At 68.2% G+C, this 13,445-nt stretch carries 8 protein-coding genes and 1 pseudogene; 6 read left to right on the forward strand and 3 right to left on the reverse strand.

Annotated features, from left to right (window positions below; all coding sequences use genetic code 11):
* Positions 1–180: 180 nt before the first annotated feature.
* Positions 181–2,238 carry a potassium-transporting ATPase subunit KdpB gene (gene kdpB, locus H3H55_RS19390; protein ID WP_193102063.1) on the forward strand — a complete coding sequence of 686 codons (2,058 nt, stop codon included), beginning with the start codon at positions 181–183 and terminating at the stop codon, positions 2,236–2,238.
* A gap of 64 nt (positions 2,239–2,302) precedes the next feature.
* Entirely contained in the window at positions 2,303–3,001 is a 699-nt protein-coding gene (locus tag H3H55_RS19395) for a response regulator (protein WP_193099817.1), read from the forward strand.
* A gap of 10 nt (positions 3,002–3,011) precedes the next feature.
* Here the strand turns inward: H3H55_RS19395 and H3H55_RS19400 are convergent, their stop codons facing one another.
* The 3 genes from H3H55_RS19400 to H3H55_RS19410 all read right to left on the reverse strand — a co-directional run bounded on the left by H3H55_RS19400 (position 3,012) and on the right by H3H55_RS19410 (position 8,514).
* The gene (locus H3H55_RS19400) at positions 3,012–3,659 is read right to left on the reverse strand and encodes a lytic transglycosylase domain-containing protein (RefSeq protein ID WP_193099818.1); all 648 of its coding nucleotides are present in this window, start codon (positions 3,657–3,659) and stop codon (positions 3,012–3,014) included.
* A gap of 128 nt (positions 3,660–3,787) precedes the next feature.
* Positions 3,788–5,146 (reverse strand): DUF3999 domain-containing protein, encoded by a 1,359-nt coding sequence (locus H3H55_RS19405; protein ID WP_193099819.1) that lies wholly within the window; start codon positions 5,144–5,146, stop codon positions 3,788–3,790.
* A complete protein-coding gene (locus tag H3H55_RS19410) occupies positions 5,143–8,514 on the reverse strand; it encodes a DUF2339 domain-containing protein (RefSeq protein ID WP_193099820.1) in 3,372 nt (1,123 codons plus the stop codon). The genes H3H55_RS19405 and H3H55_RS19410 overlap by 4 nt, the downstream gene beginning before the upstream one ends.
* 534 nt (positions 8,515–9,048) lie before the next feature.
* Between H3H55_RS19410 and H3H55_RS19415 the strand changes: the two are divergent.
* The 4 genes and pseudogenes from H3H55_RS19415 to H3H55_RS19430 all read left to right on the forward strand — a co-directional run.
* Positions 9,049–10,337 (forward strand): annotated as a pseudogene (locus tag H3H55_RS19415) (quaternary amine ABC transporter ATP-binding protein); the annotation flags it as partial.
* Positions 10,330–11,226, forward strand: a complete 897-nt coding sequence (gene choW, locus H3H55_RS19420; RefSeq protein ID WP_193099821.1) for a choline ABC transporter permease subunit — start codon at positions 10,330–10,332, stop codon at positions 11,224–11,226. The pseudogene H3H55_RS19415 and the gene choW, both read left to right, overlap by 8 nt.
* 109 nt (positions 11,227–11,335) lie before the next feature.
* Positions 11,336–12,334: a GlxA family transcriptional regulator gene (locus H3H55_RS19425; RefSeq protein WP_048242618.1), complete on the forward strand. Its 999-nt coding sequence runs from the start codon at positions 11,336–11,338 to the stop codon at positions 12,332–12,334.
* A 110-nt stretch (positions 12,335–12,444) separates the two neighbouring features.
* Positions 12,445–13,392 (forward strand): choline ABC transporter substrate-binding protein, encoded by a 948-nt coding sequence (locus H3H55_RS19430; protein WP_129515728.1) that lies wholly within the window; start codon positions 12,445–12,447, stop codon positions 13,390–13,392.
* Positions 13,393–13,445 lie beyond the last annotated feature (53 nt).

Genomic DNA, 13,445 nt, shown 5'->3' on the forward strand with positions numbered 1-13,445 from the left:
AGATGGTTGCGTGGAAACGGAAGCCGCACGCGCGAAAGCGTGAAGGCAGCCGGCTCGTCTGACCGATGCCGGATGCCGCCGCGCCGCCGCGCCGGCAAAAGGAAAACCGCCATGTCTCTCGCACCCGTGACCGGCCCGCACCCGGAGCATTCCGGCCATGCGCGCACGGCCGTGCGTTCGATGTTCGATCCGGCGCTCGTGCGCCCGGCGATCGTGGACTCGTTCAAGAAACTCACGCCGCGCACGCAGTTCCGCAACCCGGTGATGTTCTGCGTGTATGTCGGCAGCATCCTCACCACGCTCCTGTGGATCGCCGCGCTGTTCGGCCAGGCCGAGGCGCCCGCCGGGTTCATCGTCGCGATCTCGTTGTGGCTGTGGTTCACGGTGCTGTTCGCGAACTTCGCCGAAGCGCTTGCCGAAGGGCGCTCGAAGGCGCAGGCCGCGTCGCTGCGCAGCGCGAAACACAACGTGGTCGCGAAAAAGCTCGCGGCGCCGCATGCGCAGGCCGCCGTCGAGGTAATGGCGTCGACCGACCTGCGCAAGGGGGACGTCGTGCTCATCGAAGCCGGCGACACGATTCCGGCCGACGGCGACGTGATCGAAGGCGTCGCGTCCGTCGACGAATCGGCGATCACCGGCGAATCCGCGCCGGTGATCCGCGAATCGGGCGGCGACTTCTCGTCGGTGACGGGCGGCACGCGCGTGCTGTCCGACTGGATCGTCGTGCGGGTCGCCGTCAATCCGGGCGAGGCGTTCCTCGACCGGATGATCGCGATGGTCGAAGGCGCGAAACGCAAGAAGACGCCGAACGAAATCGCGCTGACGATCCTGCTCGTTGCGCTGACGATCGTGATGCTGCTCGCGACCGCAACGCTGCTGCCGTTCTCGACATTCGCGGTCGAAGCGATGAAGGCCGGTCACGTGGTGACGATCACCGCGCTCGTCGCGCTGCTCGTGTGCCTGATCCCGACGACGATCGGCGGCTTGCTGTCCGCGATCGGCGTGGCGGGGATGAGCCGAATGATGCAGGCGAACGTGATCGCGACGTCGGGCCGCGCGGTGGAAGCGGCCGGCGACGTCGACGTGCTGCTGCTCGACAAGACCGGCACGATCACGCTCGGTAACCGCCAGGCATCGGCGTTCGTGCCCGCGCCGTTCGTGACCGAGGAAGCGCTGGCCGACGCCGCGCAGCTGTCGTCGCTTGCCGACGAAACGCCGGAGGGGCGCAGCATCGTGGTGCTCGCGAAGCAGCGCTTCAATCTGCGCGAGCGCGACATGCAGGCGCTGCATGCCGTCTTTCTGTCGTTCAGCGCGCAGACGCGGATGAGCGGTGTCGATCTGCCTGGCCGCGAGATCCGCAAGGGTGCGGCCGACGCGATCGTGCACTACGTCGAGTCCCATGGCGGCCGCGTCACGCGCGAGATCGAAGCGGTCGTGACCGACATCGCGCGTCGCGGCAGCACGCCGCTGGCGGTCGCGGAGCGCCGCGACGGCGTCGCGCGCGTGCTCGGCGTGATCGAGCTGAAGGACATCGTGAAGGGCGGCATCAAGGAGCGCTTCGCGGAACTGCGCAAGATGGGCATCAAGACCGTGATGGTGACGGGCGACAACCGGCTGACGGCGGCGGCGATCGCGGCGGAAGCGGGCGTCGACGATTTCCTCGCGGAAGCGACGCCGGAAACCAAGCTCGCGACGATCCGCGAACACCAGGCGGCGGGCCGGCTGGTCGCGATGACGGGTGACGGCACGAACGACGCGCCGGCGCTCGCGCAGGCCGACGTGGCGGTGGCGATGAACACGGGTACGCAGGCCGCGAAGGAAGCGGGCAACATGGTCGATCTCGACTCGAACCCGACGAAGCTGATCGAGATCGTCGAGATCGGCAAGCAGATGCTGATGACGCGCGGCTCGCTGACGACGTTCTCGATCGCGAACGACATCGCGAAGTACTTCGCGATCATCCCGGCCGCGTTCGCGACGACCTACCCGCAACTGCGCGTGCTCGACGTGATGCACCTCGCGTCGCCGGCGTCGGCGATCCTGTCGGCGGTGATCTTCAACGCGCTGATCATCGTCGCGCTGATTCCGCTCGCGCTGAAGGGCGTGCGCTATCGTCCGCTCGGTGCGGCGCCGCTGCTGCGCAGGAACCTGCTGGTCTACGGCCTCGGCGGCGTGCTGCTGCCGTTCCCGTTCATCAAGCTGATCGACATGGTGCTGGTTGCATGCGGATGGGCGTGAGCATGGACGCGCACGGCACCGGCCGCGACAGTCTGCATGGCACTCCGGACGGAGGCGCTGCCGCATGAGCGAACCGACCGTCGTCATCGTGATCGTCGACGAAGACAGGTTCATCCGGCATTTCGTCCGTGTCGCGCTGAAGGCCGAACACATGCACGTCTGCGAGGCCGGGACCGGCGCGGCAGGTGTGGCGGCCGTCACCGCACGCCGTCCGGACCTGATCGTCGCGGACACGAACCTGCCCGATCTCGGTGGCACCGAACTGATCCATGCGCTACGCGCGTGCTCGGCCGCGCCGCTGATCGTGCTGTCGGCGCTGAACGCGGAAAGCGACAAGGTTGCCGCGCTCGACGCGGGCGCGGACGACTACCTGACCAAGCCGTTCGGCGCCGCCGAGCTGATCGCGCGGATTCGCGCGCACCTGCGGCGGCAGGCGAGCGGTGGCCGCATCGATGCGATGCGCGTGCGCTTCGGCGACGTGACCGTCGATCTCGGCGAGCGCCAGGTGCTGCGCGGCGGTGCGCGCGTGCATCTGAGTCCGATCGAATACCGGTTGCTGGCCGTACTCGCGCATCATGCCGGACGGCAGCTCACGCACGACCGCCTGCTGAGCGAGGTGTGGGGCGCGGCACACGGCAAGGATGCGCATGACCTGCGCGTGTATGTCGGCCACCTGCGGCGCAAGCTGGAGTGCGATCCGCGGCGGCCCGAGTACATCGTGACGGAGATGGGCGTCGGCTATCGGCTCGCGGGCGCCGCGTAGCGCGGCACGCTCAGGGGTTCGCGGCCGTCCGCAGTTCGTCGGCCGCCGCGCCGTTCGAACGGTGCAGTTGCGCATCGAATTGCTGCACGCGCAACGCGACGCGCTGCGCATAGCGCTTCGTGCCGCCGTTGTAGCGCACGAGCGCGGTTTCGACGTCGCCGTCCGCATCGTCGAGATAGCCGCGGAAGATGGCTGCGCCGATCCGCACGTTGGTCGCCGGGTCGGACAGGTCCCTGACATGCGCGACGAGGTCGCAATGAGCGGTGGGCAGCACCTGCATCAGCCCGCGTGCGCCGGCGACACTGACCGCATGGCGATCGAAGCCCGATTCGACCGCGATGATCGCGAGCAGCAGCGCCGGTGCGAGCCCGTAGCGATCCGATTCGGTCTGCACCGCGCGGGCGATCGTGCGCGCCTCGGCATACGCGATGTGAAAGCGGTTGCGCAGCGTCGTGACGATCGTGTCGAGGGTCGGGGGCAGCGACGTATCGGGCGTGCTCGCGGCGGGGACCGGCGCCGTCGGCGTATCGTCGGCCTGCGCGGGGAGCGCGACCGACAGCGACAGCGCGATCGGGAGGAGCAGCAGTAGCCGCTTGAGCAGTAGCGCCGGACGCGTACGCGGCGCCGGCTGGTCATGCGATGAATAGGTTTCCTGCATGTCGTCGCATCGTGGTTCCGATGCAACGACTGTACGCAGTTATGCGTTGCGGCCGTCGAAAGAAACGAGTGCGCCGGATAAACGGCGCGTAAAGACGGCCGACGGGCGAACGGTGTGACTGCGAAGCATCACTCGTCGCGGTCGCGCGGCTCGCCGCCGCCTTTCGCGAGGCGCCATGCAATCGTGCCGAGCACGCCGACCGCGACGATCAGCGCGCCCCACAGCACATAGCGGCGCGTCGCGTCCGTATCGACGGCGGGTGGCGGTGCGACCGCCGCTACCGGCAGCGCCGCGCCGACGCGTGCGGGCCGCACTTCGGGCGCCATGCCGACCAGCAACGCATCGCGGCTCACGGCCGACGACTCGAGCGACGCGTCGCCGACGCCGAGCGTAAACGGCGGCGCGCCGCGCGCGACGAAGGTCAGCGCGGCCGGATGCCAGCCGATCGCGACGGTCGGCTGGCCGCCGCCGAACCCGCCGTTGCGCATATCGACGACGATTCGCCACGCGCGATCCGTGTCCGCCGCGAACTCGAGCGGTGCGTTGCGCTGTTCGCCACCCTTGCCCTGTAGCCGGAACAGCACGGCGCTCGCGACGTCGCGCCACGGTGCCTGCGCGTCGGCGCGGCTCTGCAGCGTTGCGCGCGCAACGGTGTTCGGTTGCGGCAGATCGATCCGCACGCGATCGACCGGATACGCGCCGTCGGTGTCGAACAGATACTCGCCGGGCGCGCTGCCGGCCCGCACGCGCGTGGCGTCGCGCCATTGGCGCGGTACGGAGGCGGTGTCCGTTCCGCGCGCGTCGCGCGGATGCGTCTCGACGTCGATCGACGCGATCGCGGGCGCGCCGTCGAGCCAGTCCAGCCGCAGGTAGCGTGGCGTCGCGCCTTCGAGCGCGATGCGTTCCTGCACCAGCACGTCGTCGCCGTGACCGACCTTCAGCAACTGCGTGCTGCCAAGCGAGCGCCAGCTGCGCAGGTCGTCGCTCGCGTCGACGGCGACGCGCCCCTGGTAGCTGTCGTCGCCCACGTGCACGAGCAGCGCGTCGAGGCTGCCGTCCGCACGCGACAGGTCGACGAGATCCGCGCCGTGCCTTGCGGGCGGCGGCGTGGCGACTGCGGCGCTCAGCGAGCCGTCCGGGCCGACCGTCACGCCGAGCGACGCGTTGCCGTTGTTGGCGCGCACCGGCGGCAGCGGAAACCAGTGCACCGGCGCGCGCGACGGCGGCACGGCGGGCGTGGCCGCAGCCGGTGCGTCGAGCGAATACGGCACCGGCTCGTCCGCGCCGTTGAAGATGCGCACGTCGCCGAGATCGTCGCGCCGGCTGGCCGCATACACGGGCTGCGGCACGGTGAGCTGGTAGTACGCGGCGCTGCCGTCGAGGTCGAGCGAGTAGCGCTGCGCGCCGGGCTGGGCGTCCGGTGCACCGTCGGCCGCCGCGAACGACGCGAGCAGGCTCAGTCCGAGCAGGGCGGCGAGTCGCTTCATTGCCGGTCGTCCCGTTGAGCCGCGGCCTTCGGCGGCAGCGGCGAGAAATAGCCGATCAACAGCAGCAGCACGCCGATGCCGATGAACGACACGATGCGCTCGATGCCGGTCACGTGCGACAGGTCGAACAGGAACAGCTTGACGACCGTGAGCGCGAGCAGCGCGGCGCCGACGAACCACAGCGGACGCAGCCCGCGGCGCGTGGCCCAGATCGTCGTCGCGAGCGCGCAGACCGTCCAGTACACGGATACCGAAGCCTGCACGAGCGTCGATTCCGCCATCGCGCCGAATTCGTACGGCACGCCGGCCCAGTGATGCAGCGTGCGCAACAGGATCGCGTTCAGCCACAGGAACACGGTCGCGCCGGCCGCGCTCAGCAGTTCGACGCGATAGGTGTCGAACGACCAGCCGAGCTTGCGCGCCCGCACGAACCACGATGCGGCGAGCGCATAGACCACCACGAGCACGAGATCGAGCGGGTTGAAGAGCGGCACGCGCGCCCAGCTTCCGCCGTCCTGCGTGAAGTTCGCGTAGAAGGTCCACACCCACATCACGACGATCAGCGGCAGCGACGCGAGCGCGCATACGCGGGCGATGCCGTCGCGGCGCGTCAGCCACATCCCGGCGAACGCGAACACGCTCCAGCCGACCATGAACACCTGCTGGATGCCGAACGACGACAGCACGGTGTCGATGTCGTAGGCCAGGTGGAAGCGGTGATGCAGCGTGCGCAGCATCAGCGCGTTGAACCACAGGAACACGGTCGCGATCGCCGCATAGTCGACGACGCGCGGATGCCACGCGATGCCGAGCGTCTTCAGGCGGCGCAGCCATGCGGCGAATGCAACGAACACGAGGAATTGCGCGATGTCGAGCGGATTGAGCAGCGGCAGCCAGAAGAGCGGCGAAGCGTCGCCGTCGCTGACGATGCTTGCGATGCTCCACAGCCACAGCAGCGCGGCGAGCGGCGCCGCGCCCCACACCTGGTACGCGCGAGGGAACGCCGCGACGGGCCAGCGCAGCCGCGAGCCGGGGCCCGATACCAGCAGGAGCAGCGCGCCGAAGCCGTACGCCCACGCGCTCCAGCTCCACGCGCCTTCGGGCACGAATGCGCGCAGCCGCCAGAAACCTTCGAGCGACAGCAGCACGCACAGGGTCCAGAACATCAGCGTATGCAGTGGCGCGATCACGCCGGCGGCGATGGATTGCACGACGCCCGTCGTGGTATCGGTTCTGGCCGCGCCGCGCGACTGGCGCCACAGCAGCGCCAGGCCTGCGCCGACGGCGACGGGCCACGCGAACGCGCCCATGCCCGACAGCGGCGCTTCATGCGCATCGAACACGCGCAACGCGAGCAGCGCCAGCACCGGCGTCAGCGCGAGCGCCGGCCATTCGGCGAGCGGCCACGCCAGCCGGCGGCGAGCGACGTACGCGAGCCACGCGGTGCCGGCCGCGAACAGCGCGGTCGTATCGACGACGAAGCGGTCGGCATGCAGGTCGACGTGACGGCTCGCGTAGACGAGGATCTCGTGCAGCCCGCCGCTGACCCACCACAGCAGCCCCCACGCCGCGGCCGCGGCGCCGATCTCGGGCATCCACGCGTGCCACGCGCGCGCTTCGCCGCGCCCGTGCAGCCACCAGCCGGTGAACAGGCCGGCGAGCGCGATCAGCAGCATCGCGATGTATGGGCTGTTGAGCACGGGCAGCGCGTTGACGTCGGTGGGCCCGAGCAGGCTCGTGAAGAATGCGCCGGCCGCGGCGACCTGCATCAGCAGGCCGAAGCAGAACGGCAGCAGGCGTTTCTGGCGCACGCCGAGCCAGACGACGGCCGCGCCTTCGATCGCCCATGCGGCGCTGGTCGTCGGGCCCGAGAACGCGAGCGGCACAGCCAGCGTCGCGAAGATCACCGCGAGCGCGAGCATCGCTTCGAACAGCAGCGCAAGGCGGTCGCGGCGCCGTGCGAGCCACGCGGCGACCACGACGTAGAACGCCGACAGCGCAACGGCGCTCCACGCGAGCCCGAACGGCATGTCCTTCACGAGCGACGCCTGCAGCGCGGTCGCGACGATCGGCGTGCCGAACACGAGCGTGCCGTCAACGTAGTGCCGCAGCGCCAGCTCGCGTTTCACCGCATACAGCAGCGCGATGCCGACATACATCAGGAAGAACAGGATCAGGAACGGCTCGGTGCTCGCGAACAGCGCGGGACGATAGGCCGTCACGCCCCACGCCGAGCCGATCGTGAACGTGAACACGAAGCCGAGCAGGTTCAGCGGACGCCACGCCTTGAACCACGCGATCGCGAAGATGCCCGCGTTCAGCAGCGCGTAGTAGCTGAACAGCGCGACGTGGTTGCCCTGGCCGGTCGACAGCAGCACCGGCGCGAGAAAGCCGCCCGCGCTGCCCATGAACGCGAGCGGCAGCGCGTTTTGCCTCACCGCGAGGAACGCGCTCAACGCGCAGACCGCGACCATCAGCGGAAACGCGGCGCCAACGGGCAGCAGCGCGTAAAGCTTGGTCGCGGCGAAGATCGTCAGGTACAGGATGCCGACGCCGCCGCCTTGCAGCACGAGGCCGTACGCCGCGCGGCGCGCACGCACGCGCCAGCCGATCGCGAGCAGCGCGGCCGCGGCGAGTGCCGTGCCCGCGAGGCGGAATTCGATCGGCAGCATGCTGTTGTCGGCCGCGTACTTGAGCAGGAACGCGATGCCGAAGAACAGCACGATGATGCCGACGCGCACGACCGTGTTGCCGCCGAGCAGCCAGTCGCGCGCGGCGCCGAACGCGCGCTCGGCGATGCCGGGTTCGCGCGGCGCGGGCGGGGTGGGGCGGACGGGTGTTGCGGGTGCGTTCGCTGCTGTGTGGGTCGCAGCGGGAACGGCGACGGGTGCCGTGGCAGGCACCGGCACCGATGTGGATGCCGGCATGCCCGCGCGTGCGACTGCGGGTTGCGCGGGCGGTGTCGGTGTCGGCGGCGTTGCGAAGACGGGCTGCGACACGGGCGCGGATGAAGCGCCGGCCGCGCTGGCCGAAGGCGTTTGCGCGGCGATGCCGGTCGTGGCCGCACCGGCCTTCGCACCGGCCAGTTGGCCGCGCAGCGAATCGAGTTCACGCGTGAGCGTTTCGACGGTCGCCTCGAGGCGCGCAACGCGATCGGCGAGCGGTACGGGTTGCTGTTGCGGCGTCGCGGGCGTCGCGGGCATCGCGGATGCGGCGCGCTTGTTCTTGAGCTTGTGTTGCTGCAACGCGTGGCCGATACAGAACCCGACGGCGGCACCGAGCAGCGAGCCGCTCGCGCCCGAGAAATCCCCGATCAATGCGGCGATGCCGCCCACGATGAAACCGATTACGGCGAATGCCCAGTTCAACGCCTTGCTCCCTCACTATCGTTATCGTCCTTCGATCGCGGATCGCACCGGATCGAGGCGGTTTCAGCACGGCCGGCAGGCGAACCGGCATGCGCGCGCCGCAGGCGGACCGTCGTGCGACAGACCCGCGCAGCGTCGCGATCGGCGTGTTTGCCGGCAATGTATCACAGCGGCCATGCGGGATTTTCAGGGTTGCGGACAGGGTGCGATACGTGGCTGATTTCCGTGCATGACGATCGTTCGGCGCGGCTTTTTTTGTACGGTCATGCTTTTTGCGGGCGGCCGACAGGCACCGGCAGACGGCTGGTTGGCGCGCATTGATCGGACGACAGTCGCGACACCGGCGGATCGGACGTGAAATTGTCGCAAAGCGACCTGCGCCCGACGCGAATTGGCGCAAAACATCATGCGATGCGCGCCGCGCTGCTGCGCACAAGTCCGGCGCGTGATGCCCGTCGTTGTTGGCCGTGCGCGTATTGCGCCGCCGCAATCGGGTGCCGCTGCGTGCCGCGCCCCGCCGGGCGGGGCTGGGGGGCGTGTCGTATTTGCGCAAGCGTTTGTCGTAATTCGTCGGCAGGTCGGGGTTTTTTCTGGCAACTATGTAGGCACGCTATGACTCGCTCGAGTCCCCGCTACACGAGGAGAAGGTTTCGATGGATGCCCCCAAGGTCGTAGTCGAAGGTCTGTGCAAGGTGTTTGGAAGCAACCCGCAGCAGGCGCTCGACATGCTCGCCGCCGGCTCGACGAAGGACGAGGTGCTCAAGCGCACCGGTCAGGTCGTCGGTGTGCACAACGTCTCCTTCGATGTGCAGGAAGGCGAAATTTTCGTGCTGATGGGCCTGTCGGGCTCCGGCAAGTCCACGCTGATCCGCCTCGTGAACCGGCTGGTCGATCCGAGCGCCGGCAAGGTGATGATCGACGGGCTCGACGTCGCGTCGGCGCGCCGCTCGGCGTTGACCGCGCTGCGCCGCAAGGACATGAGCATGGTGTTCCAGTCGTTCGCGCTGATGCCGCATCGCACTGTGGTGTCGAATGCCGCGTTCGGCCTCGAGGTCGCGGGCGTCGGCAAGAAGGAACGCGAACGGCGCGCGATGGAGGTGCTCGAGCAGGTCGGTCTCGCACCGTTTTCGCAGAAGCTGCCGTCCGAGCTGTCGGGCGGGATGCAGCAGCGCGTCGGCCTCGCCCGCGCGCTGGCCGTGAACCCGTCGCTGATGATCATGGACGAGGCGTTCTCCGCGCTCGATCCGCTGAAGCGCCGCGAAATGCAGGATGTGCTGTTGCAGCTGCAGAAGGAACAGCGCCGCACGATCATGTTCGTGTCGCACGATCTCGAGGAAGCGCTGCGCATCGGCAACCGCATCGCGATCATGGAAGGCGGCCGCCTCGTGCAGGTCGGCACGCCGCAGGACATCATCGCGAACCCGGCCGACGACTACGTGCGCGCGTTCTTCGACGGCATCGATACGAGCCGCTACCTCACGGCCGGCGACCTGATGCAGACGGGTGCCGTGCCGATCGTGTCGAAGTGCGATGCCGCGAACGTCGCGGCGACGCTGAACGGCAGCGCCGAATACGCGTTCGTGCTCGACGCCGAACGCAAGATCCGCGGCTTCGTCACGCGCGACGCGATCGGTGAGGCCACGCCGTCCGTGCGGCCGATCGAGAGCATCCGGCGCGACGCGTCGCTCGAACATGTCGTCGCGCGCGTGGTCGCGAGCCCGAATGCACTGCCGGTCGTCGACGACGACGGCTGCTACTGCGGCTCGGTCGATCGTGCGCTCATCCTGAAGGCCATCACGCGTTCGCGAGGTTCCCATGTCTGAAATGATTCCGCTCGGTACCTGGGTCGACCAGTCCGTTCATTACCTGCTCGACCACGACGCGAAGACGTTCGACGCGATCGGTCAAGCGATCGAGGGGCTCGCGGCATTCGTCGAGCACAGCCTGCAGGCGATTCCGATGTGGATGATGATGGCGATCTTCATCGGCGTCGGGCTGTGGCGGGTGGGCTGGCGCTTCGCGCTGTTCACCACCGCGTCGCTGCTGCTGATCTTCGCGACGGGCTTCTGGGACCAGACGATCATCACGCTCGGCCTCACGCTGTCGTCGACGATCATCAGCCTCGTGCTCGGCATTCCGCTCGGCATCTGGGCCGCGAAGAGCAAGTGGGTCGCCGCGACCGTGCGTCCGATCCTCGACCTGATGCAGACGATGCCCGCATTCGTCTACCTGATTCCGGCCGCGATGCTGTTCGGTCTCGGCCGCGTGCCGGGGATCCTGTCGACGGTGATCTTCGCGATGCCGCCTGCCGTGCGCCTGACGAGCCTCGGCATCCGCCACGTGAACCGCGAGATCGTCGAAGCCGGCCAGGCATTCGGCTGCACGCCGTGGCAGCTGCTGTACAAGGTGCAGTTCCCGAACGCGCTGCCGTCGATCATGCAGGGCGTGAACCAGACGATCATGATGGCGCTGTCGATGGTGATCATCGCGTCGATGGTCGGCGCGGGCGGTCTCGGCAACGACGTGCTCGCGAGTATCCAGCGCCTCGACATCGGCCTCGGTTTCGAAAGCGGTCTGTCGGTCGTGCTGCTCGCGATCATTCTCGACCGCATCACCGAAAGCTTCGGCCGCGCGCCGGGCACCGTGAAAGCGCCGCTGTTCTCGGGCCTCAAGCAACTGTTTCGCGTGAAGCCTGCACACGCCCAGGCCTGAACGAACGGCGGCCGGCCAGTCTCCCGGCCGCCTTCCCTGAATCGATAACGGCTTCCGCGGCTTTGGCCGCGGGGCTGGCTCCCTGCAACCTCCTCGCCAGGAGACCGATGTGACGTCCGCCGTCGCTGTCGCGCCCGCCGCCTGCGTTTCACCGGTTTCGTCGCTCGCCCATTTCGGCTTCCTGACGCTGCCGAACTTCTCGATGATCGCGTTCTCGAGCGCCGTCGAAGTGCTTCGGATGGCGAACTACGTCGGGCGCGCCGACCACTACCGGTGGTCGATCTACTCGCTCGACGGCGCACCGGCGCATGCCAGCAACGGCATCGCGGTGCGGCCCACGCAGGCGCTCGACTACACGAACCTGCCCGACGTGATGATCGTGTGCGGCGGCATCCGCATCCGCGACGTGGTCGACGAGGGCGCGCGCGATACGCTCGCGGCGCTCGCCGAACGCGGGCTGCCGCTCGGCGGCATCTGCACGGGCGCGTACGCGCTGATGTCGAGCGGGCTGCTCGACGGGTATCGCTGCACCGTGCACTGGGAGAACCTGTCCGCGCTGCATTCGGAGTTTCCGCAGGTCGGTTTCGCCGACGAGCTGTTCGTCGTCGACCGAGACCGGCTGACCTGCACGGGCGGCACTGCGCCGCTCGACCTGATGCTGAACCTTGTCGGCATGCGGTTCGGCCAGCAGCTTGCCGCGCAGGTGTCGGAGCAGTTCATCCTGGAGCGCATCCGCAGCTCGACCGACACGCAGCCGATTCCCGTCGATGCGCGCGTCGGCTTCTCGCGTGCGGAGCTGATCGAGGTCGTGCGGCTGATGGAGGCGAACATCGAGGAGCCGCTGTCGCTGGAGGAGCTCGCGCGGCTCGTGCGGTTGTCGCAGCGACATTTGCAGCGGATGTTCAAGGTGTACCTGAACGTGTCGCCGACCCACTATTACCTGACGATGCGCCTGAAACGCGCGCGCGACCTGCTGCGCACGACCGATGCGTCGATCGCACGCGTGACGACGGTCTGCGGGTTTCATTCGCCGTGTCATTTCAGCAAGGCCTACCGCGCGCAGTTCGGCCATGCGCCGAGCTACGAGCGCAGGTTGCCGGGGCGCTGACCGGCGCCGCCATGAATCATTCGGTCCGCGACGTCGCCGGGATCGCGGCGCGCGGTTTCAATAAACGATCCCGCATTCAAGCAAACGACATCACTTTGAGGAGAAGACAGATGAAGCGCCTATTGATCGCAGCGGTGTGCGGGATTGGGGTATCCGCGCCGATGTCGGCCGTTTATGCGGCTGATCCGCCTGTATGCAAGAACGTGCGCTTCGCGGATGTCGGCTGGTCCGACATCGCGGCGACCACGGGCCTGGCATCGACGATGCTGCAGGGCCTCGGCTACGCGCCGACGAAGACGATCGCATCGGTGCCGATCACGTTCGCCGGGATCAAGAGCAAGCAGATCGACGTGTTCCTCGGCTACTGGTCGCCGACGATGGACCCGATCATCCAGCCGTTCACGAAGGCCGGCACGATCAAGGTGCTGTCGACGCCGAACCTGACCGGCGCGAAATACACGCTCGCGGTGCCCGACTACGTGTACCAGGGCGGCCTGAAGTCGTTCGCGGACATCCAGAAGTTCGCCGACAAGCTCAACGGCAAGATCTACGGGATCGAGCCGGGCAACGACGGCAACCTGCTGATCAAGAAGATGATCGACGGCAACCAGTTCGGCCTCGGCAAGTTCAAGATGGTCGAGTCGAGCGAGGCCGGGATGCTGGTCGAGGTGAACCGCGCGATCCGCGACAAGCAGTGGATCGTGTTCCTCGGCTGGGAACCGCATCCGATGAACGTGCAGATGAAGATCGATTACCTGAGCGGCGGCGACGACGTGTTCGGCCCGAACTACGGCGAAGCGAAGGTGCTGACGGCAACGCCGCCCGACTACGCGGCACGCTGCCCGAACGTCGCGAAGTTCGTGTCGAACCTGCAGTTCACGACGACGATCGAAAACCACGTGATGGTGCCGATCATGAACAAGGAAGACCCGAACAAGGCGGCGGCCGAGTACCTGAAGGCGAACCCGCAGGCGCTCGACAAGTGGCTCGCGGGCGTGACGACGCTCGACGGCAAGCCGGGTCTGCCGGCGGTGAAGGCGTATCTCGGCGTGCATTGAGCGTCGACGTGACCGGCGCGCCGACGGCGCGTCGGTCTGATATAACGCGGCCC

This window comes from Burkholderia sp. Z1 (assembly GCF_014893795.1).
GTDB lineage: Bacteria > Pseudomonadota > Gammaproteobacteria > Burkholderiales > Burkholderiaceae > Burkholderia > Burkholderia theae.

Excerpts from the sequence above, each read along its gene's own strand:
- kdpB (WP_193102063.1), top strand. The coding sequence starts at position 181 with ATGTTCGATCCGGCGCTCGTGCGCCCGGCGATCGTGGACTCGTTCAAG.
- H3H55_RS19395 (WP_193099817.1), top strand. The coding sequence starts at position 2,303 with ATGAGCGAACCGACCGTCGTCATCGTGATCGTCGACGAAGACAGGTTC.
- H3H55_RS19400 (WP_193099818.1), bottom strand. The coding sequence starts at position 3,659 with ATGCAGGAAACCTATTCATCGCATGACCAGCCGGCGCCGCGTACGCGT.
- H3H55_RS19405 (WP_193099819.1), bottom strand. The coding sequence starts at position 5,146 with ATGAAGCGACTCGCCGCCCTGCTCGGACTGAGCCTGCTCGCGTCGTTC.
- choW (WP_193099821.1), top strand. The coding sequence starts at position 10,330 with ATGTCTGAAATGATTCCGCTCGGTACCTGGGTCGACCAGTCCGTTCAT.
- H3H55_RS19430 (WP_129515728.1), top strand. The coding sequence starts at position 12,445 with ATGAAGCGCCTATTGATCGCAGCGGTGTGCGGGATTGGGGTATCCGCG.